Source organism: Endozoicomonas sp. (assembly GCF_965196975.1).
In the GTDB taxonomy this organism is placed as follows: Bacteria; Pseudomonadota; Gammaproteobacteria; order Pseudomonadales; family Endozoicomonadaceae; genus Endozoicomonas.
Map to the genome: position 1 here is coordinate 1,306,559 of NZ_OZ239981.1, position 20,258 is coordinate 1,326,816.

20 protein-coding genes are annotated in these 20,258 nt (G+C 48.4%); all 20 read left to right on the forward strand.

From position 1 onward, the window contains the following. The first annotated feature begins 70 nt into the window (after positions 1-70). The 20 genes from galU to rnhB all read left to right on the forward strand — a co-directional run bounded on the left by galU (position 71) and on the right by rnhB (position 19,757). Positions 71-895 carry a UTP--glucose-1-phosphate uridylyltransferase GalU gene (gene galU / locus ACOCLE_RS05695; RefSeq protein ID WP_419535878.1) on the forward strand — a complete coding sequence of 275 codons (825 nt, stop codon included), beginning with the start codon at positions 71-73 and terminating at the stop codon, positions 893-895. Positions 896-910: 15 nt separating this feature from the next. Next, positions 911-1,360, forward strand: coding sequence for an HAD-IIB family hydrolase (locus tag ACOCLE_RS05700; protein ID WP_419535879.1), 450 nt, complete (start codon positions 911-913; stop codon positions 1,358-1,360). 53 nt (positions 1,361-1,413) lie between these two features. Continuing rightward, the gene (locus ACOCLE_RS05705; RefSeq protein ID WP_419533099.1) at positions 1,414-2,304 is read left to right on the forward strand and encodes an IS982 family transposase; all 891 of its coding nucleotides are present in this window, start codon (positions 1,414-1,416) and stop codon (positions 2,302-2,304) included. A gap of 289 nt (positions 2,305-2,593) precedes the next feature. After that, positions 2,594-2,989, forward strand: coding sequence for an HAD-IIB family hydrolase (locus ACOCLE_RS05710; RefSeq protein WP_419535880.1), 396 nt, complete (start codon positions 2,594-2,596; stop codon positions 2,987-2,989). A gap of 28 nt (positions 2,990-3,017) precedes the next feature. After that, a complete protein-coding gene (locus tag ACOCLE_RS05715) occupies positions 3,018-4,238 on the forward strand; it encodes a glycosyl transferase (protein WP_419535881.1) in 1,221 nt (406 codons plus the stop codon). A 245-nt stretch (positions 4,239-4,483) separates the two neighbouring features. After that, positions 4,484-5,266, forward strand: a complete 783-nt coding sequence (gene rpsB / locus ACOCLE_RS05720; RefSeq protein WP_419535882.1) for a 30S ribosomal protein S2 — start codon at positions 4,484-4,486, stop codon at positions 5,264-5,266. Positions 5,267-5,503: 237 nt separating this feature from the next. Then, positions 5,504-6,364, forward strand: coding sequence for a translation elongation factor Ts (gene tsf / locus ACOCLE_RS05725; protein ID WP_066015035.1), 861 nt, complete (start codon positions 5,504-5,506; stop codon positions 6,362-6,364). A 254-nt stretch (positions 6,365-6,618) separates the two neighbouring features. Beyond that, a complete protein-coding gene (pyrH, locus tag ACOCLE_RS05730; protein ID WP_419535883.1) occupies positions 6,619-7,350 on the forward strand; it encodes a UMP kinase in 732 nt (243 codons plus the stop codon). Positions 7,351-7,352: 2 nt separating this feature from the next. Next, positions 7,353-7,910 (forward strand): ribosome recycling factor, encoded by a 558-nt coding sequence (frr, locus tag ACOCLE_RS05735; protein WP_419535884.1) that lies wholly within the window; start codon positions 7,353-7,355, stop codon positions 7,908-7,910. 192 nt (positions 7,911-8,102) lie between these two features. After that, the gene (uppS, locus tag ACOCLE_RS05740; RefSeq protein WP_419535885.1) at positions 8,103-8,882 is read left to right on the forward strand and encodes a polyprenyl diphosphate synthase; all 780 of its coding nucleotides are present in this window, start codon (positions 8,103-8,105) and stop codon (positions 8,880-8,882) included. Beyond that, positions 8,876-9,679, forward strand: a complete 804-nt coding sequence (locus ACOCLE_RS05745; protein ID WP_419535886.1) for a phosphatidate cytidylyltransferase — start codon at positions 8,876-8,878, stop codon at positions 9,677-9,679. Before uppS ends, ACOCLE_RS05745 begins: the two co-directional genes overlap by 7 nt. Positions 9,680-9,681: 2 nt before the next feature. Beyond that, positions 9,682-10,896, forward strand: coding sequence for a 1-deoxy-D-xylulose-5-phosphate reductoisomerase (gene ispC / locus ACOCLE_RS05750; protein WP_419535887.1), 1,215 nt, complete (start codon positions 9,682-9,684; stop codon positions 10,894-10,896). Next, entirely contained in the window at positions 10,893-12,284 is a 1,392-nt protein-coding gene (gene rseP / locus ACOCLE_RS05755) for a sigma E protease regulator RseP (protein WP_419535888.1), read from the forward strand. Before ispC ends, rseP begins: the two co-directional genes overlap by 4 nt. A 181-nt stretch (positions 12,285-12,465) precedes the next feature. Beyond that, positions 12,466-14,781 (forward strand): outer membrane protein assembly factor BamA, encoded by a 2,316-nt coding sequence (gene bamA, locus ACOCLE_RS05760; protein ID WP_419535889.1) that lies wholly within the window; start codon positions 12,466-12,468, stop codon positions 14,779-14,781. A 248-nt stretch (positions 14,782-15,029) separates the two neighbouring features. Further along, positions 15,030-15,539 (forward strand): OmpH family outer membrane protein, encoded by a 510-nt coding sequence (locus ACOCLE_RS05765; RefSeq protein ID WP_419535890.1) that lies wholly within the window; start codon positions 15,030-15,032, stop codon positions 15,537-15,539. A 6-nt stretch (positions 15,540-15,545) separates the two neighbouring features. Further along, a complete protein-coding gene (lpxD, locus tag ACOCLE_RS05770; protein ID WP_419535891.1) occupies positions 15,546-16,559 on the forward strand; it encodes a UDP-3-O-(3-hydroxymyristoyl)glucosamine N-acyltransferase in 1,014 nt (337 codons plus the stop codon). A 119-nt stretch (positions 16,560-16,678) separates the two neighbouring features. Continuing rightward, positions 16,679-17,119 carry a 3-hydroxyacyl-ACP dehydratase FabZ gene (fabZ, locus tag ACOCLE_RS05775; protein WP_419535892.1) on the forward strand — a complete coding sequence of 147 codons (441 nt, stop codon included), beginning with the start codon at positions 16,679-16,681 and terminating at the stop codon, positions 17,117-17,119. Between the two features lie 53 nt (positions 17,120-17,172). Next, entirely contained in the window at positions 17,173-17,955 is a 783-nt protein-coding gene (gene lpxA, locus ACOCLE_RS05780; protein WP_419537159.1) for an acyl-ACP--UDP-N-acetylglucosamine O-acyltransferase, read from the forward strand. Then, on the forward strand, positions 17,955-19,139 hold the full coding sequence (gene lpxB / locus ACOCLE_RS05785; protein WP_419535893.1) for a lipid-A-disaccharide synthase: 1,185 nt from the start codon (positions 17,955-17,957) through the stop codon (positions 19,137-19,139). Before lpxA ends, lpxB begins: the two co-directional genes overlap by 1 nt. 6 nt (positions 19,140-19,145) lie before the next feature. Continuing rightward, positions 19,146-19,757, forward strand: a complete 612-nt coding sequence (gene rnhB, locus ACOCLE_RS05790; protein WP_419535894.1) for a ribonuclease HII — start codon at positions 19,146-19,148, stop codon at positions 19,755-19,757. Positions 19,758-20,258: the final 501 nt, after the last annotated feature.

Genomic DNA, 20,258 nt, shown 5'->3' on the forward strand with positions numbered 1-20,258 from the left:
AACGTTGGCATGGAAACTGCGTCAAATAACTGCATCACATTCAACGTAAAGCGATAAACGGAGTTATTGGATGATTTCAAAATGCCTCTTTCCTGTTGCCGGTTATGGGACGCGATTTCTGCCAGCCACCAAGTCCATGCCTAAAGAAATGCTCCCAATTGTTGACAAGCCGCTGATTCAATATGGCGTTGAGGAGGCTATGGAAGCCGGATTAACGGATCTTGGTTTTGTGAATGGCCGGAATAAGCGGGCGATACCGGATCACTTCGATATTAACTATGAGCTTGAGGCCGAGATCGCTGGAAGTGGTAAGGAGGAAAAGCTGTCTTCGATTCGGGATGTGATGTCAGCATGTACATTCTCTTATACACGACAGAATCAGATGTTGGGGTTGGGGCATGCCATTGCCTGTGGCAAGACATTAATTGGTGATCAGCCCTTCGGTGTCATTCTCGCCGATGATCTCTGTGTGAATGATGAAGGGCCATTGGTGATGGCTCAGCTGGTCAATCTTTATAAGCAGTTTCGATGCACGATTCTTGCGGTTCAGGAGGTGCCAGAGGCGGAAACCGAAAAATACGGTGTGATTGCGGGGGAGGCTCTGGATGAACAATTGATTCGGGTGACGGACATGGTTGAGAAGCCGGCTCCTTCCGAGGCGCCCAGCAATCTTGCTGTGATTGGACGTTACGTTCTGACCCCCGATATTTTTGACATTATTGCCAGCACGGAAGCTGGGAAAAACGGTGAGGTGCAGCTCACGGATGCCATTTTGACTCAGGCCAGGAGTGGTTGTGTGATTGCCTGCAAATTTCAGGGTAAGCGATTTGATTGCGGCAGTATTGGTGGTTTTGTCGAGGCAACCAATGCCATTTATCAAAAGCGTTTTGGCTAAGCGGATGGTTTTTTGATGGAAGCAAAAACGCCGAGAATTCTGGTTTTTACCGATCTTGATGGTTCCCTTCTGGATCATGATAACTATAGCTGGGCTGTGGCTCAGCCTGCGCTGAAGTTGCTGTATGAGCGTGAAGTGCCGGTCATTTTTAATACCAGTAAAACACTGGCAGAGGCGGTTGTTATTCAGCGTAAAATGGGGATTGAGCAGCCGTTTATTACTGAAAATGGCATGGTGACAACGATCCCAGCGGGCTGTTTTCGGGATTCCTGTGAAACAGAACCTACCCACTTTTTTCATGGTCAGCCCTATCGGAGCATACGCCGGGTTTTATCCAATATCCGACGTCAGTATGGTTTTCGATTTAAAGGCTTTGGCGATTTGACTGAGGAACAGGTGGCCGAGGTTACCGGCTTATCAATAGGACGCCATGTGCGACTTTTAGGTTTGCATAAGGAGACATGACTGATCCTGCTTTCTGCTATTAAAAGCAGTAGAAAGCAAAGAAGGTTTCAGTCATGCCCGTTGAAGAGTTTATCACTACAGTCTACTGCTTGATCGACGATTTGGTAAAAGAGCTTTTTCCTGTACCACTGCGACTTCGAGGGTTTCCACCAAAGCTCACTGATAGTGAAGCGATCACCATGGAAGTTGTCGGTGAATGGCTTGGGCATCATAAGGACACTGAGATTTGGAAGTATTTTACCCGACACTGGCGACACCTGTTTCCTGACATTCCTTCACGCTCGGCATTTGTCAAACAGGCCGCCAACTTATGGCATGTGAAACAACGACTGCAAATTCGTATAGTCCAGATGATGCATGCAGATAATGCAGATATCCATTTAATCGATGGTTTTCCGATTGATGTTGTCGTCAGAACCCGTGCACCACAGAGCCGTATCTTTAAAGCTGAGGCTGGTTATGGTTACTGCGCTTCCAAGGACAAGAAGTTCTATGGCTTTCAGGGGCATTTGCTGGTTGAAGCACGAGGGATTCCTGTGGGTTTTACTCTGACCGCAGCGAACGTAGATGAGCGTGATGCAGCCTATGACATGCTCGAGACCATTTCTGGCCTCTTGCTTGGCGATAAGGGCTATATAAGGCCTGAGTTTAAAGCTGATTGTCAGGAATTAGGTATTGATCTTCAGACGCCACTGAGAAAAAACATGCAAGATGAACGTCCGAAGTCGTTTGTAAAGCTGGTATTACGGGTACGACGGAGAATAGAAACAGTGATAGGTCAATTGACAGAGCGCTTTGAAATAGAAAAGTGCCATTGTCGAGATAGATGGCATATGACATCACGTATCGCTCGGAAGTTACTGGCACATAATATTGGTTCTTATCTGAATATAATTGCTGGTCGTCCTGCAATACAGTTTGAGAACCTTATTTCCGAAGATTAAAAAACGGAAAGCAAATAATTGCGTGATTTTGAAGATACAACTTGGACTTACCATCATGCTAGCCCGGATATTTCATAAACGTGCTCCCGTTCTCGCTTGTCCTTTGCCGCCCTAAGGGAGTTTTGCTCGGTCGACCGTACTCCCCGGTACGGCACTCCCTCACAAAATCCCTTAGGGCGACAAAGTCCTGCCCGAGATTCGGGGCAGTTTATGAAATATCCGGGCTAGTAATTTGAGATAGTTTCAGACAAAGTCGCACATCGCGTCAATAGGTGAAGCTAGTAAAGCCATGGCTCGAAAGGCCAGTGAGCCGTTGGTCTGGCTCGATAGTCACTCAGCGTTGCCAGAGTTTGTCGAATTGCTGGAGTCTGAAGGGCTTCACCTGACAAGGGGGGGGCGTTTTTATCATGTTTCCGTGAAAGGTAATAAAGGGCTGGCACTGCAGGCGCTGCTGAAAAAGTACCGGCAGGAATATCCGGAAGATAGCTTTATGACCTGTGCTCTTGGGGATGGGATGAACGACTTGCCGATGCTTGAAGCAGTGGATTATCCGGTGCTTATCCGTTCGGAGCACGGTCTGGCACCGGATGTGAGTCATATTGTTGAGGTTGTTGAAGCCTCTGGCGTCGGTCCTGAGGGCTGGAATCAGGCCATCCTCGATTTGTTCAGTAAAAAAATAAAGTAATTTCTAATAGCAGAGAAAGGATGCGGTGATGGGTGACTTTTACCAGAATGGAATTATTACCAATTTTCATAATCTGAGAGTTCGATCAACCGAAGACATGGAGCGTGACCTGTTGGCGTTCTCTCGACAGCGCCCGATGTCGCTGGTATTGCCTTCACTGTTTTCAGAGCTGGAAGGGCCGGCATTGGGGCATATTGTCGAAGAGCTAAGCCAGGTTCGTTATCTCTCTGAAATTGTGATTGGACTGGATCGTGCAGATCAAGAGCAGTTTGCCTATGCCAAAGATTTTTTTGGGCGGCTCGATCAGCATCACCGCATTCTCTGGCAGGATGGTCCCAAGTTACAGGAAATTGATGCGTTGCTGGCCAGTAAAGGGCTGGCTCCCAGAGAACCGGGGAAGGGGCGGAATGTCTGGTATTGTTATGGCTATGTGCTGGCGTCAGCCAAGTCTGAAGCTGTCGCACTGCATGATTGCGATATTGTGACCTATCAGAGGGATCTTCTGGCCAAGCTGTTGTATCCGGTCGCTAATCCAGCGTTCAGTTACGACTTCTGTAAAGGCTATTACGCGCGAATCGCTGATAATAAGTTAAATGGACGAGTCAGTCGCCTGCTGGTTACGCCTTTATTAAGGGCTCTGAAAAAAATCCTTGGGCCGATGGAGTATCTCGAATATCTGGACAGCTTCCGTTACCCCCTGGCTGGTGAATTCTCCATGAGAACCAGCGTATTTAACGATATACGGATTCCCAGTGACTGGGGGCTGGAGATCGGCGTGTTGTCGGAGGTTAAGCGTAATTATTCCAGCAAGCGCCTCTGTCAGGTGGATATTGCGGATATTTACGATCACAAGCATCAGCCCCTGTCTGAAGGTGATGTCAGTCGGGGGTTGTCGAAAATGAGCCACGACATCATCAAGGCTATTTTTCGTAAACTGGCGACCAATGGGGTTCAGTTTAATACCGAAACCTTCAGGACCATCAAGGCGACCTACTACCGGGTGGCTCTGGACTTTATCGAATCCTATTACGATGACGCCATGATCAATGGCCTGCATGTGGATCGTGACAGCGAAGAGCGGGCCGTTGAGCTGTTTGCCAGAAATATCATGGAAGCAGGTCAGCATTTCCTTGAAAACCCCATGGAGCGTCCTTTTATTCCCAGTTGGAACCGGGTGATGTCTGCGGTTCCGGATATATTGGAGCGGCTGTATGATGCCGTAGAAGAAGATAATCAGCATTTCAGTTGATTTCAGAAAAAGTTTCGAAAACTGTATGAATATGGTATAAAGCGCCACTCGATTTCGAGATGAGGTACATCGCGGTCATTCTCAGGACTGAGCAAAGTGGATCTCATTAAACTTAACTTTGATAAAAGATCTCACATTCACCGACACATGGTTCTGGGTGCCAGCTTTTGAATTCGTTATGCGGATCATGAACTGGTCGAACACATGGGGTGTTTGGAGGCATAACCCTGAATCAGGAGATTCCCATGACTCAAGTCACTATGCGTGACATGCTCAAGGCCGGCGTGCATTTCGGTCACCAGACCCGTTACTGGAACCCAAAGATGAACAAGTACATCTTTGGTGCGCGCAACCGAATTCATATCATTAACCTTGAGCACACCCTGCCTGCTTTCAATGGCGCTCTGCAGTTCATCGGCAAATTGGCTGAAGGCAAAAACAAGGTCATGTTTGTTGGTACCAAGCGTGCTGCTGGTAAGATCATTCGTGAAGAAGCCTCTCGCTGTGGCATGCCTTACGTTGATCACCGCTGGTTAGGTGGTATGCTGACCAACTACAAGACCATTCGTCAGTCCATCAAGCGTCTGCGTGATCTTGAAAGCCAGCGTGACGACGGTACTTTTGAAAAGCTGACCAAGAAAGAAGCTCTGATGCGCAGCCGTGATCTGGAAAAACTGGATCGCAGTCTGGGTGGTATCAAGGATATGGGTAGTCTGCCAGACGCTCTGTTCGTTATCGACGTTGAGCATGAGCGCATTGCCATTCAGGAAGCCAACAAGCTGGGTATTCCTGTAATCGGTATCGTTGATACTAACTCCAGCCCTGAAGGTGTGGACTACATCATCCCAGGTAACGATGATGCTATCCGTGCTATCCAGCTGTACCTGAAAGCTGCTGCTGATGTGATCCTGGAAGGTCGTGCCCGTGCGAGCACTGGTGCTGAAGACGAGTTCGTAGAAATCGAAGAAGCGCCAAAGGCTGAGGAAGCTCCCAAGGCTGAAGAAGCGGAAGGTTCTGAAGAAGCCTGAGGCTTTGAAGATCCAGCTCCAGGCAGCATCTAACTAGGCTGGTCTTATGACTGGGGTGCAGGTTGGTTTCGTTTGGGATTGTCCTGCAACAATAAAAGATGCTGTTTGCTGATTTTGGAAAAGAGTAAGGGGGCTTTGCCCCCTTTTTTCCGATGTACAGATAACTATTCTTTTATGCCATTTTTATTCTACTTGGATGGTGGCATAAAAAGACTGTCAATTTGAGAGGAATCAACCATGGCAGCTATTAGTGCAGCACTGGTAAAAGAACTGCGTGAACGTACTGGCCTGGGCATGATGGAGTGCAAAAAAGCACTGGTTGAAGCACAGGGCGATATCGAAGTTGCAATCGAAGAAATGCGTAAGTCCGGTCAGGCAAAAGCTGCCAAGAAAGCCGGTCGTATCGCTGCGGAAGGTATTGTAGCTGTTAAAGTAGCTGACGACGCCAGCTTTGGTGTATTGGTTGAAGTTAACAGTGAAACTGACTTCGTTGCCCGTGACGATAACTTCCTGGGTTACGTTCAAAAAGTAGTGGATGCTGCTTTTGCCCGTAAGGAAGCTGATGTTGCTGTTCTGATGGAAGGTGAACTGGAAGAAGCCCGCCAGGCGCTGGTTCAGAAGATCGGTGAAAACATCGGTGTTCGTCGTATCGCTATCGTTGAAGGTGGTGTGATCGGCTCTTACGTTCACGGTAACAACCGCATCGCCGTTCTGACCAAGCTGGAAGGTGGTGATACTGAACTGGCTCGTGATATTGCCATGCACGTTGCTGCTGTTAACCCACAGGTGGTTAACAAGGAAGACATGCCGGCTGAACTGGTAGAGAAAGAGAAAGAGATCTTCAAGGCTCAGGCTGAGCAGTCTGGCAAGCCTGCCAACATCATCGAGAAGATGATTGAAGGTCGTATCAGCAAGTTCCTGGCAGAGAGCAGCCTGGTTGAACAGCCTTTCGTTAAAGACCCTGACACCACTGTTGGTGCGTTGGCCAAGAAGGCAGGTGCTGCTGTATCCAGCTTCGTACGTTTTGAAGTTGGTGAAGGTATCGAGAAAGAAGAAGTGGACTTTGCTGCTGAAGTCCGCGCTCAGGCAGGACTGTAATACAAAGGCCAACCCAAAGGGTTGGCCTTTTCATGTCTATCCGTAGCTGATGGTTGATTTTCGGGTTTTCTTCATGGGAAAGTTTCATGGATAAGAATATCAACTGTCAGAACACATCAACTCGCTGGCTGATTGGTTAGAGAAGGTCATTTCAGCCAGATGATTCATCGAATGCAGCTTTTATGGCTGATTTCCAGATGTCAGCGCATTTGCGAGTTGAGTGTAATTTAGCCAACCAGACTCGGAAACTGAACATGCCGGCAAGTGATAGTCAACCGAAATACAAACGCATATTACTGAAGCTCAGTGGTGAAGCTCTTCAGGGTGAGGGTGAGTTTGGTATTGATCCCAGGGTTCTGGATCGAATGGCCCTGGAAATCGGTCAGTTAGTAGGGATCGGTGTACAGGTTGGTATCGTTATTGGTGGTGGAAACCTCTTTCGTGGTGCGGCCCTCAGTGCTGCAGGCCTGGACAGGGTAACCGGTGATCACATGGGAATGCTGGCAACCGTGATGAATGCTCTGGCCATGCGTGATGCACTTGAACGATCCAATATTAATACCCGGGTTATGTCAGCCATTCCCATGAGTGGTGTTGTTGAGCATTATGATCATCGCCGTGCAATGAGGTATCTCAATTCTGGCGATGTTGTGATTTTTTCTGCCGGTACCGGAAATCCATTTTTTACCACCGACTCCGCAGCCTGTCTGAGGGGGATTGAGGTGGGCGTTGATGTAGTCCTCAAGGCCACCAAGGTTGACGGTGTCTATGATAAAGATCCGGTAAAGCATTCTGATGCGGTTAAATTTGATCAGCTGACCTATGATGATGTCCTGGAGCGCAAGCTGGGCGTTATGGATTTAACGGCTATTTGTCTGGTGCGAGACCAGCAGATGCCTGTTCGGGTGTTTAATATGAACAAATCCGGGGCTCTGTTAAATCTTGTGGTTGGTGGTGATGAAGGAACACTGGTAAACGGGGGTTAATGATGATCAATGAGATTAAAGATGATGCCAAAGAGCGTATGGGCAAAACCATTGAATCGTTGACGGTTGCCTTCAACAAGATTCGTACAGGTCGAGCTCATCCAAGCCTTCTTGATGGTATTAAGGTTTCTTACTATGGCTCAGAAACGCCTTTGAGTCAGATGGCTAACGTTTCTGTTGAAGACGGTCGTACGCTTGCAGTTCGCGTCTGGGAAAGGCAGATCGTTCCTGATGTAGAGAAGGCAATTCTTAAGTCTGACCTTGGGCTTAACCCTTCTACTGCTGGCGAAGTGATTCGTATTCCTTTGCCTCCGCTGACCGAAGAAACCCGCAAGGGCTATATTCGTCAGGCGCGTCAGGATGCGGAGAATGCCCGTATTGCCATTCGTAATATTCGCCGTGATGCACTGGCTGATATTAAGGAACTGGAGAAGGAAAAAGAGATCAGTGAAGATGATGAGCGTCGCGGACAGGATGATGTTCAGAAGCTGACTGATCAGTTTATTGCTGAAGTTGATAAAAATCTTTCTGCCAAGGAAGAGGATCTGATGGCGATCTAATGGCTGCCAGTGCTGATCTGGAGTTACTGCCTTGTCTGCTTTATCAGAGAAGAGTCTACTTGTAATGACTTCAGGAATTCAGGCGTCAGCTGTCTTTTGATGCGTTGCAGGTGCTTGCTTTTTACAGCGTGCTCCTGCAAGGTTCTACTGTTACACTTTTTTTACCTGCCAATTTTCAGATCGTCTTAATCCATGGCAAATACATCGTTACAGGGAAAAAGCGGCATTCAGGAAGTTCCGCCAGAAAGGCTGCCGCGCCATGTGGCTATCATTCTTGATGGTAATAACCGCTGGGCTAAAAGGAAGCACCTGCCAGGTCTGGCTGGACATAGGGCTGGTGTGAACCGTGTTCGTGAAGTGGTTGAGGCCTGCGCTGACCACGGTGTTGAAGTGCTCACGCTGTTTGCCTTCAGCAGCGAGAACTGGAATCGGCCGGTTATTGAAGTGAATGGGCTAATGCGCCTGTTTCTGAATGTGCTAAAGCGAGAGGCCGGACGGTTAAAGAAAAACTGTATCCGACTGAAGGTAATTGGTGATGTTTCCCGATTCAGCCCTGAAATTCAGAAACATATTCAAGAAGTAGAAGCGCTGACTTCAGCTGATTACGCAGTGACTCTGGTTATTGCTGCCAACTATGGTGGTATGTGGGACATCGCTTCTGCAGCACGCCAGCTGGCAGAAAAAGTGGCTCTTGGGGAGCTTGGGCCGGAGAGTATTGATGAGTCAGCGGTTGAGCAGCATCTCAGTACGTCAGGTTTGCCTGCCCCGGATCTGTTGATTCGTACCAGTGGTGAGCAACGAATCAGTAACTTCCTGTTGTGGCAATGTGCTTACAGTGAGTTTTATTTTACCGAAACCTTGTGGCCGGATTTTGGACGAGATGAATTTCAGCAGGCCCTGCTGAGCTACGCCCGTCGCCAGCGACGATTTGGCAAAACCAGCGAGCAGGTGGAGGCTGAAACACCGTGTTGAAACAAAGAATTATAACGGCTCTTATACTGGCGCCTGTAGCGCTTGCCGGCGTGTTTTTATTACCGTTAACCGGTTTTGGCTTCTTTATCGCCGCGATTATCATGCTTGCGGCTTGGGAATGGGCAAACCTTTCTGGTTTTGAGAATCGACCTGTTCGTCTGGCTTATGCGCTGGCTATTGGTGCTTTCTGTGGCCTGACGCTTTTTTTACCTCCCATTCTGACCCTTGGACTGGCTGCTGTCTGGTGGCTGATTGCTTTCATCCTTGTCAAGCAATACCCGGAGAGCGGCCGCCTGCTTGAGAGCAGGCCTCTTAGATTATTGATGGGATTGCTGACCCTGGTACCGGCATGGCTGGGTCTTTATGAACTCAAGCAGATGACAGACTCAGCCTGGTTGATCGTTACCCTCCTGGTGATGGTCTGGGCTGCCGACTGTGGTGCCTATTTTGCTGGAAAGCGTTTTGGCAAAATAAAGCTTATTGAGCGGGTCAGTCCTAAAAAGACCCTTGAGGGGCTGGTCGGTGGTGTGCTGGTTTCAATGTTGATTTCAAGCCTTGTTACCTTGTTTGGCAGCGTCAGTTTTTTTCAGGGAGTGTCATTGTTGACGCTGACCATTCTGACGGTTCTGGTTTCCGTTCTGGGTGATCTCTGGGAGAGCGTATTGAAACGGTACAGGGGGGTTAAAGACAGTGGAAACCTGCTGCCAGGTCATGGTGGTGTGCTTGATCGAATTGATAGCCTGACCGCTGCTGTTCCGATATTTACTCTCTATGTCATGATAATCAGGGGTGTATAGTCATGACTGCATTATGCTCTCAAACCGGTAGACAGCGGGTTTGTGTACTGGGATCCACAGGATCCATTGGTAAAAGTACATTGGATGTTATCGCTCGTAACCCAGATCTATACAGCGTTCATTCTTTAATAGCGGGCAGGAATGCGAGTGTTATGCTGGAGCAGGCCCGTCAGTTTCAGCCACAATACATTGTTATGGCGGATGAGCAGGCAGCCCGAGATCTTCGGGCAGATCTTCTGTCCGAAGGGTTGAGCATTTCGGTTGAATTCGGCCTGGCTGCGATGAACCAGGTTGCGGCTGATGGTGAGGTTGATGTCGTTATGGCAGCCATTGTTGGTGCTGCAGGGCTTTCACCTACTATGGCCGCTGTTCGTGCAGGGAAAAAAGTTCTTTTGGCGAATAAAGAAGCGCTGGTGATGACCGGTGCTTTATTCATGGATGCTGTTAAGGCTTCAGGTTCTGTTCTTCTGCCTATTGATAGTGAGCACAACGCTATTTTTCAGTGCCTGCCTGCTGATCATCATTTGGGTCTTGAACGGGTGGGTGTTAGAAGAATATTGCTGACCGCTTCCGGAGGCCCATTCCGACAGTCTCCTGTGGAAAGTTTTTCCGCTGTAACGCCTGAGCAGGCCTGTGCCCACCCAAACTGGAGCATGGGGCGTAAAATTTCGGTAGACTCGGCCACGATGATGAATAAGGGGCTTGAGTTTATTGAAGCATGCTGGTTGTTTGATGCCCGTCCCGAGCAGGTGGAGGTGGTGATTCATCCTCAAAGTATCATCCACTCAATGGTGGATTACGAGGATGGCTCTGTGCTGGCTCAGATGGGAAATCCGGACATGAGAACACCCATTGCCCATGCTCTGGCATGGCCAAGAAGAATACCCTCCGGTGTTGCTCCTTTGTCGCTGACCGAGATTGCCCGGCTTGACTTCTATGCTCCGGACATGATGCGTTACCGCTGTTTGAAGCTGGCCCAGGAGGCGGCACGCAGTGGAGGCACAGCAGCTGCTATGCTGAATGCTGCCAATGAGATTGCGGTTGATGCTTTTCTTGATAGAAAGCTGAGCTTTGATCGCATCCCTGAAGTCATTGATGCAACATTACAGACATTACCGGTGTTGAGCGCCGGAAACTTAGATCAAGTGCTGGAGGCTGACAGGGAAGCCCGCTATCTGGCTCAGAAACAGGTTTCACAGATGCAGGGTGTTGCATGATTTTTGAATCACTTCTTGACTCAGCGCAGACCATATTTGCCTTTGTAGTGACCCTTGGAATACTGGTGAGTATTCATGAGTATGGTCACTTCTGGGTTGCACGCCGTTGTGGTGTTAAGGTGCTTCGTTTCTCCGTGGGTTTTGGTAAATCACTATGGAGCTGGACTGACCGTCACGGTACGGAATACAGTATTGCAGCAATACCACTGGGTGGATACGTCAAGATGCTGGATGAGAGGGAAGGGCCGGTTCCCAGTGATGAGCAGCACCTTTCCTTCAATAGTAAGCCCGTTCTTTCCCGGATTGCGATTGTAGCTGCCGGACCCTTAGCTAACTTTCTTCTTGCTGTTTTTGCCCTTTGGCTCATGTACATGGTGGGTGTTCGTACCCTGATGCCTCAGGTTGGTGAAGTGATTCCCGATTCACCCGCTGCCGTTGCTGGAATTCACCCTGGTGATGAAATTGTTGCGGTGAACGGTGTCGAAACGCCGGGTTGGCAGGCCGTGAATATGGAGCTGTTGACGTATATTGGCGAGAGTAAAAATCTTGATTTCTCCATTCGAGCCGGTGAGCCTGGAGCTGCCTCAGATGGTGCTGTCAGAGATAAAAATATTGAGGTAGTAGACTGGCTGATCAATGAAGAGCAGCCAAACCCCGTGCGCTCTCTGGGTATTTTACCTTTCTCTCCAAAAATTCCTGCTGTCATTGGTCAGTTGGCTGAAGATGGTGCGGCAGCGAGAGATGGTCTGGAGCCAGGTGATAAAATCCTTCGCGTTAATGGGGAAGCAGTCATTGACTGGATGCACTTTGTGGAAGTGATCCGCGACAATGCTGGTAAGCCTCTTCAATTGTTTGTTGAGCGGGGTGGCGTTAGTCAGGATATTCAGTTAACTCCGGGTAGTCGATCCACTGATGGGATGACAACCGGTTTTATTGGTGCAGGCGTCCAACAGGTTTCCTGGCCAGATACCATGATTCGTCACTTGCAGTACGGTCCCATTGAATCGCTGGTAAAAGGTGCTCAGGCGACCTGGTCTCTGACAAGCATGACACTAGAGTCTCTCTGGAAGATGGTTGTAGGGCTTGTTTCTGTTAAAAACTTGAGCGGCCCGATAACCATTGCTAAAGTGGCTGGCGCGTCACTTGAGTCTGGCCTGGAAAACTTTCTCTATTTTCTGGCAATGTTAAGCGTAAGCCTTGGGGTGCTGAACCTGCTCCCTATACCGGTGTTGGATGGAGGTCACCTGCTTTTCTATCTCGTGGAGATGGTCAGGGGTAAACCGCTCTCTGAGAAGATGCAGACACTGGGTTTGAAAATCGGGGTAACGTTTGTTGTTGGTGTAATGATGCTGGCCATGTATAACGACCTTAGTCGACTCTTTCAATGACCCTGTGGGTCATAAAGTTATTGGGCCATTCTGAAATGGCTGCACTAGCATTGGTTTGACCATTGAACATTCAGGCGAAAGAAAAGCATTTTGCGCTCTGCGCATTTGCAAACCATGAAAAACGGTGAAGTACAATGTTTTTCACGTTAATGCGAAATGAACACGGATAAGAACGGATTCCATGAAGCGATCACTGTTGTCTCTGCTGATTGGCTCTTTAGCCATCGCGCCTGCTGCCCAGGCCTTCGTCGTCTCAGATATCCGGATTGATGGCCTTCAACGGGTTTCAGCCGGGACAGTTTTTAATGCCCTGCCTGTTGAGGTCGGTGATGATATTGAATCACCTGATATTGCTGGGGCTGCCCGTGCCCTTTATCAAACTGGGTACTTCAATGACATTCGCATGGCTCGTGAAGGCGATGTGCTGGTCGTTGCGGTTGTTGAACGGCCATCAATCAGCTCAATCGAAATCAAGGGCAATAAGGCCATTAAGACGGAAGACCTGATGACCGGTCTGGAGCGTTCCGGCCTGGCTGAAGGTGAAATTTTCCAGCAGGCCACGTTAGAAGCCATCCGTCTTGAGCTCGAGCGTCAATACGTTGCCCAGGGGCGCTATGGTGCACGAATTACTGCCGATGTTGAGGCCCAGCCCCGAAACCGGGTAAAGCTGCGTATTAATGTCAAGGAAGGGAAAGTTGCCACGATTCAGCATGTTAATGTTGTCGGAAACACCGCTTTCCCTAAAGATGAACTGATTGATCTATTTGAATTGCAGAAAACGGAGTGGTATCAGTTCTTCAGCTCTGCTGACAAGTACTCCCGGGAAAAATTATCTGGTGATCTTGAGCGTCTGAGATCGTGGTATCTTGATCGTGGTTATATCAACTTTAATATTACCTCCACCCAGGTCTCAATCAGCCCTGACAAGCAGAGTGTGTATATCACGGTCAATGTTGATGAAGGTGATAAGTACACAGTCAGTGATGTTAAGCTCGCCGGTGATCTGATTATTCCAGAAGATGAAGCAAGAAAGCTGCTACTGGCTCAACCCGATCAGGTTTTCTCCCGTAAGCTGATCACGACCACTGAAGAGATTCTGAGTCGTCGTCTTGGTAATGAAGGGTATACGTTTGCCAATGTGACGGGAATTCCAAAACCAGACCATGAAAACAAAACGGTTGAATTGACCTTCTTTGTTGATCCGGGCCGAAGAGCTTACGTTCGCCGCATCAACTTCTCAGGCAATACTAAGACGGATGATGAAGTATTGCGTCGGGAAATGCGTCAGATGGAAGGGGCTTCCGCTAACACTCAGAAGATTGAGCAGTCCAAGGTGCGGCTTGAGCGTCTGGGGTATTTCAAGGAAGTGAATGTTGAAACGCCACCGGTGCCAGGTACCAGTGATCAGATTGATGTTAATTACACTGTAGAAGAGCAGCCTTCTGGTAGCGTAACTGCCAGTATCGGTTACTCTCAGTCTGACGGTCTGTTGCTCGGTGGTTCTGTCAGCCAGAGCAACTTCCTGGGAACCGGAAACAAGGTGACAGTGGGTCTGAACAAGAGCGATGTAAGTCAGCTCTACAATTTCAGCTTTATGGATCCCTATTACACCATTGACGGAGTCTCCCGTGGTTTTGATGTCTACTATCGAACCTACGATTACAGTGACTCGGATATCTCGAGTTATGCGGCTGACACGTTTGGCGGTAATGTGCGTTTTGGCTATCCTTTGTCTGAAACACAGTCCATTAACTTCAGTCTTGGGGTTGATGGTACGGAGATTACCACTGGCTCTGGTACGCCCCAGGTGATTATGGATTACCTGGCCGCAGAGGGTACGAAGTTTACCAATATCAAAACTTCGCTCGGCTGGTCACAGTCAGAACTGAACCGCGGACTTTTGCCAACGGCCGGTTATTCTCAAAGTGTATCCCTGTCGGCTGCTATACCTGGTTCAACCACCACGTTTTATAAACTGGTTTACCGGGGGCAGTACTTCCAGCCAATTACCCGCAGTTTAACTGCACGTGTTGCAACTCGCCTTGGATATGGCGGTGCGTATGGCAGTACATCAGAAATGCCATTCTTTGAAAACTTTTATGCCGGTGGTTTTGGTTCTGTCAGGGGGTATAAGGATAACTCGCTTGGGCCAAAAGCTGCGCAACGGGATAACGCCGACGATTTCAACAGCATGGGCGGTGATGTACTGATTGAAGGTACGGTTGAAGTGCTATTCCCGTTACCATTTGTTAAGGATCAGCGTTCGTTAAGAACCAGTGTGTTCTTTGATTACGGTAATGTGTTTGATACGACCTGCAGTAATCAGGTCGTTGATTGCTTTAAGCCAGATTTAAGCGAGTTGCGTTACAGTGCTGGTGTAGGGTTGACCTGGATTACCCCACTTGGCCCGCTGACCTTCAGTTTGGCTAAGGCTCTGAATGCCAAAGGCAAGGACGAAACTCAGACCTTCCAGTTCTCTCTGGGTACTCCGTTCTGATTGTATTCTGATAAGCCCTCTATAAGAGGGCGTTTTACGTAATTAAAAGGTGCTATCAGGCACCTTTTCTTTATAATGTTCCCTTTAACCGCTATCTTACCGTAGTTTCCCCGGGCAATTGGCAGTAAATACCACATCATCGGATTGGTTGATGACTGACTGGGCTTCACACTCTGGAAGGAGGCCCTCATTGCTGTCTGGTAATGTTTAAAGGCTACGGGGACTGATAATTTCTCAGGAGATTTATTTTGAAATCGATCAGACTGGCATTCCTGGCCCTGATTATGCTGGCTCCTCTGGCTAATGCTGCCACAACTGGCAGTAAAATTGGTGTGCTTGATACGGTGATGGTGTTGAGTGAATCCAATGCTGGCAAGCAATACGCCAAAAAGTCTGAAGCCAAGTTCAAGCCACAGTTGGTTGCTCTGCAGAAGCTTGAGGGTGACGTTCGTAATATGCAGGAAAAACTGCAGAAAGATGGTCCGACTCTGAGTGCAGAGCAGTTGAAAGTGCGTCAGCTGGAGTTACAGCGCAAGTACGAAGACTGGCAACTTAAGGGGCGCCAGTATCAGACTGACAGAGCAGAAGCGGATAATGCTGAGCGTGAAAAGCTGCGTCCTAAGCTGCAGACGGCCATCGATAAGGTTGTGAATGAATTGAAGCTGGACCTGGTGATTGACCGTCAGATGGCTATCTATGCCAGTCCAAGTATTGATATTACCCGTAAGGTCATCGAAAGCCTCAACCAGATGAAGTAATGAATCATGACTGATGTTTATACTTTGTCCGAACTGGCAGAAAAGTGCGGTGCCCAGCTACAGGGAGATGCCAACAAGCAGGTTTCTGGTCTGAATACGCTTCAGGATGCGCAGGGGCATGAGTTAAGCTTTCTGGCCAACCCGGCTTATGCCAAATATCTGGAAATCACCCAGGCCGGTGCTGTTATTCTCAGTCCTGATGCGTCCAGTGGGTTTTCTGGCAATGCCCTGATCCTTGATAACCCGTATCTGGGTTATGCCCGGTTGTCTTCCCTGTTCGATCCTGATCGTGGCGGAAAGGAGGGGGTCCACCCCAGTGCGGTGGTTGATGGTACGGCAATTGTTGATGCTACGGCTGCCATTGGTGCGAATGTTGTTATTGAGGCAGGTGTTCGGATTGCGGCCGGTGTGCGCATTGATGCCGGTACCGTGGTTGGTCACGACTCCGTGATTGGGGCCGATGTGCATCTTCATCGTAATGTTACGGTCTGTCATGGTGTTACCATTGGCGATAGAACCATCATTCATTCCGGAGCGGTGATTGGTGGTGATGGTTTTGGTAATGCACACTCTGATGGTCGCTGGCACAAAATAGCCCAGATTGGTGGTGTTGTGATCGGCAGCGATGTTGAAATAGGAAACAACACCTGTATCGACCGTGGTGCATTGGGTAATACGGAAATACACAGTGGTGTCCGTCTGGATAACCTGATTCAGATTGCTCACAATGTGGTGATTGGCGAAAACACTGCCATTGCATCCGGTGTCGGTATTTCCGGAAGTACAAAGATTGGGAAAAATTGTACTATTGCCGGAGCAGCCGGTTTTGCTGGTCATCTGACCATTGCGGATGGTACGTTTATCAGTGGCATGGCCATGATTACGCGCTCAATTACCAAGGCGGGTTCCTATTCCTCGGGCACTGGTTTTATGGAGAGTCGCGAGTGGCGGAAAAACGTGGTTCGTTTCCGGCAGTTGGATGATCTGGCCAGGCGGGTTAAACAGTTGGAGAAACAGTGATACTGATATAAGTACACTGAAACCCATCTGCTAACTACCGGTGAGAATGTTTACGGTAGAGAAAAAAGGCTGGTTTTCCAGCCTTTTTCTGTTACATCGAAGATTAGAGTTTATGGCGAATGAGACGAATTGAGGAAATTAAGGAGATCTTGCCCCATCGGTATCCTTTTCTGCTGGTGGATCGGGTTCTTCATGTGGATATAGAAAATGGCACCATCGAGTGTCTTAAAAATGTATCCAGTAATGAGCCACATTTTAATGGTCATTTTCCACAGCATCCGGTGATGCCGGGCGTTTTGATTATTGAGGCAATGGCTCAGTCAGCAGGCATCCTTGGTTATCATATTCGCAAGACGGATGGCGACACTATCTACTATTTTGCCGGAGTGGATAAAGTGCGTTTTCGCACACCGGTGGTCCCTGGTGATCAGTTGATTCTCCGTTCCAAATTGTTGGCACTGAAACGGGATATCTGGAAATTTGCCTGTGAGGCGGTGGTTGATGGTAATATTGTCTGCTCTGCAGAAGTTACGTGTGCAAGAAAGGAAATAAAATCTTGAGCGACACACTCTCCGTTACTGATTCTGAAGCTGCTAAGGCTGTTAAAGCAGATATTCATCCAACCGCTAAGGTTCATCCCACGGCTATTGTCGAGCCGGGTGCCCGTATTGGTGAAGACGTTGAAGTTGGGCCATGGACTTATATTGGGGCAGATGTTGAAGTGGGCAAGGGTACCCGTATCAACTCTCATGTAGTGGTTAAGGGCCCAACGGTTATCGGGAATAATAACCGTATTTTTCAGTTTTCCAGTGTTGGGGAAGAGTGTCAGGATAAAAAATACGCTGGCGAACCAACCCGTCTGGTGATTGGTGATAACAATATTATCCGTGAAGGTTGTACGATCCATCGTGGCACAATTCAGGATCAATGGCTGACTTCCATTGGCAGTAATAACTTGCTGATGGCCTACGTTCATGTAGCTCATGACTGTGTGATAGGCGACAATTGCATTATTGCCAATAATGTGGCACTTGCTGGTCATGTTATTGTTGGTGATAGCGTGATCCTTGGTGGTTACACAACTGTACATCAGTTCTGCAAGATTGGTTCCTTCAGTATGAGTGCTGCCCATACGGCCCTCTTTAAAGATGTGCCGGCATTTATCATGTCCAGTGGTAACCCGGCTGAAGCTCATGGGATGAATTTTGAGGGCATGCGTCGTCGGGGGTACAGTTCTGAACTGATCAGCAAACTGAGGCAGTGCTATAAGATCGTTTACCGTCAGGGTTTGAGAACGGCTGAAGCGATTGACCGGCTTGAGAGTATGGAGTCGCTGGCTGAAGTTCAGCTTCTGATTGACTCTCTGAAATCGTCAACCCGTGGTATTACCCGGTGATGCAATCGGCTTCCACCTCAGGCTCGTCATTACGTGTTGCATTGGTTGCTGGAGAGGCCTCAGGAGATATTCTTGGGGCTGGGTTAATCCGGGAAATCAAGCAGCATTTTCCAGATGCCTACTGCTATGGTATCGGAGGCCCTCTGATGCAATCAGAGGGCTTTGACAGCCTGTTCCCAATGGAGCGGTTGTCGGTGATGGGGCTGGTTGAGGTTCTGGGGCGCCTTCGTGAGCTGCTAGGCATTCGAAAGCAATTACGAGAGCGACTGATTGCGGACCAGCCCGATGTTTTTATTGGTATTGATGCCCCTGATTTTAACCTGGCCCTTGAGCGAAAGCTGAAAGCTGCCGGTATTCCGACTGTACATTATGTCAGCCCACAGGTATGGGCCTGGCGTGAAGGCCGGCTAAAGAAAATCCGACACTCTGTAGACCATATACTGGCACTGCTGCCGTTTGAAGTGGATTATTACAGGGGGCATGATGTACCTGTGACGTTTGTCGGTCACCCTCTGGCTGACCAGATTTCGATGAACCCTGATCAAGATGCAGCCAGGCAGATTTTGGGCGTCAGTAATGGTGGTGGGCCAGTGATTGGACTCCTGCCAGGTAGCCGTAAAGCCGAGGTTTCAAAACTGGGTCACTTATTTCTTGAGACAGCTCGCCTGCTCAGGAAAGATTTTCCAGATGCCCGCTTTTTAATTCCCTGTGCTAATGAGCGACGAAAAAAGCAGATTCTACCCATAGTCAGTGAGTTTCCGGATCTTGATGTAACGGTCTATGACGGTCAGTCGCAATCTGTTATGGCCGCATCAGATGCGATTCTGATCGCCTCGGGAACTGCTGTTCTCGAAGCTGCATTGCATAAGAAGCCTCTGGTTGTCAGTTATAAAATGGCACCACTGAGCTTTGCTATTATCAGCCGTATGGTAAAGGTCAAATACGTCTCTCTGCCAAATCTGCTGGCAGACAGAGAGTTGGTACCTGAAGTCTTACAGGACGATGCTACACCTGAAAACCTTCGAGTTGTTATGAAGAGGGCGATTGAAGATCAGGATTACCGGGGCGCACTGAAACAGTCTTTCATGGAGATTCACCATCAACTGAAGCAGGATGCCAGCAGGTTGGCTTTTGAAGCGGTTATATCAGTCATCCAGCAGGTTAAGGCTCTTCAGCGGGGTTGATAGTCAATGATGCAAAATCAATTTGACTGGTGTGAAACCAGTGATGCGGGAATCATTGTTGCCGGCGTTGATGAAGTTGGCAGGGGTCCATTGTGTGGGCCAGTGGTTGCGGCTGCGGTAATCCTGAATCCAGCTCACCCGATTGAAGGATTGAACGATTCCAAAAAGCTGTCGGAAAAAAGGCGTGAGGAGCTATTTGACGTTATTTGTCAAGATGCCCTGGCCTGGTCTCTGGGCAGGGCAGATGTTGCAGAAATCGATGAACTGAATATTCTCCATGCAACCATGCTGGCCATGCAGCGGGCTGTTGAGGGTTTATCGGTTAAACCTGAGCTGGCTTATATTGATGGTAATCGCTGCCCAAAGCTTTCCTGTCGTGCTGAGGCCATTGTAAAAGGAGATAGCCGGGTTCCAGAGATTGCCGCTGCCTCTATCATTGCCAAGGTGACCCGCGATCGTGAAATGCTGGTTATGGATAGAGAGTGGCCAGGTTATGGAATCGCAGGGCATAAAGGTTATCCGACGAAGGTTCATATGGAGGCGTTAAGAAAGTTGGGGCCTGCACCCATTCACCGTCGCTCCTTCAAGCCAGTTCGTGAATTGATTTTCAGCGAGTAATTTATTTTGTTTAACCAGCCTGTTATACAGGCTGGCAAAAGATACTCAAAAAGTAATGCTTTAAAGCGTCTGACGTTTATCGAATAGCTCCTGAGAAAGATCGTAAACTGTTGGGGGGTTGGGGTATTGTGTTTCGGGTAGAGTGTCTCCTACTAACTTACAAAGCTCTTATGGTTTTTCATAGTATTCGCTAAATCAAGTGTTACGCCTTTTAAGTCATTTCTGGCACTTCTAAAATCACCTGCTTTTTTACTGGGTAATAACATCGGTGTTTCTTACTGTCCGCTGATTACTAACTTGAATCTGTTTTAATGACTTCATGAGTACTCTAACGTGATGTTAGTGGGTGGGTAACACTTTATTATTCAATTAGTTTTTTTTGCTGTGCTAGAGTGATTCGATTTTGAACATGCAGTGGCAACTATTTTTATAAGCGAAGCAGCTTTAAATTTACCGATTGCAAGCTTGAAGAATAGGCAGTTACTGGACCAGAGAGTACTC

Bases quoted from the DNA above. Each gene is read 5' to 3' on its own strand.
- tsf (WP_066015035.1), top strand. From the start codon at position 5,504: ATGGCAGCTATTAGTGCAGCACTGGTAAAAGAACTGCGTGAACGTACT.
- bamA (WP_419535889.1), top strand. From the start codon at position 12,466: ATGAAGCGATCACTGTTGTCTCTGCTGATTGGCTCTTTAGCCATCGCG.
- ACOCLE_RS05710 (WP_419535880.1), top strand. From the start codon at position 2,594: ATGGCTCGAAAGGCCAGTGAGCCGTTGGTCTGGCTCGATAGTCACTCA.
- rnhB (WP_419535894.1), top strand. From the start codon at position 19,146: ATGATGCAAAATCAATTTGACTGGTGTGAAACCAGTGATGCGGGAATC.
- lpxD (WP_419535891.1), top strand. From the start codon at position 15,546: ATGACTGATGTTTATACTTTGTCCGAACTGGCAGAAAAGTGCGGTGCC.
- rpsB (WP_419535882.1), top strand. From the start codon at position 4,484: ATGACTCAAGTCACTATGCGTGACATGCTCAAGGCCGGCGTGCATTTC.
- rseP (WP_419535888.1), top strand. From the start codon at position 10,893: ATGATTTTTGAATCACTTCTTGACTCAGCGCAGACCATATTTGCCTTT.
- frr (WP_419535884.1), top strand. From the start codon at position 7,353: ATGATCAATGAGATTAAAGATGATGCCAAAGAGCGTATGGGCAAAACC.
- galU (WP_419535878.1), top strand. From the start codon at position 71: ATGATTTCAAAATGCCTCTTTCCTGTTGCCGGTTATGGGACGCGATTT.
- ACOCLE_RS05700 (WP_419535879.1), top strand. From the start codon at position 911: ATGGAAGCAAAAACGCCGAGAATTCTGGTTTTTACCGATCTTGATGGT.
- ACOCLE_RS05715 (WP_419535881.1), top strand. From the start codon at position 3,018: ATGGGTGACTTTTACCAGAATGGAATTATTACCAATTTTCATAATCTG.
- lpxB (WP_419535893.1), top strand. From the start codon at position 17,955: ATGCAATCGGCTTCCACCTCAGGCTCGTCATTACGTGTTGCATTGGTT.
- ACOCLE_RS05705 (WP_419533099.1), top strand. From the start codon at position 1,414: ATGCCCGTTGAAGAGTTTATCACTACAGTCTACTGCTTGATCGACGAT.
- pyrH (WP_419535883.1), top strand. From the start codon at position 6,619: ATGCCGGCAAGTGATAGTCAACCGAAATACAAACGCATATTACTGAAG.
- uppS (WP_419535885.1), top strand. From the start codon at position 8,103: ATGGCAAATACATCGTTACAGGGAAAAAGCGGCATTCAGGAAGTTCCG.
- ispC (WP_419535887.1), top strand. From the start codon at position 9,682: ATGACTGCATTATGCTCTCAAACCGGTAGACAGCGGGTTTGTGTACTG.
- fabZ (WP_419535892.1), top strand. From the start codon at position 16,679: ATGAGACGAATTGAGGAAATTAAGGAGATCTTGCCCCATCGGTATCCT.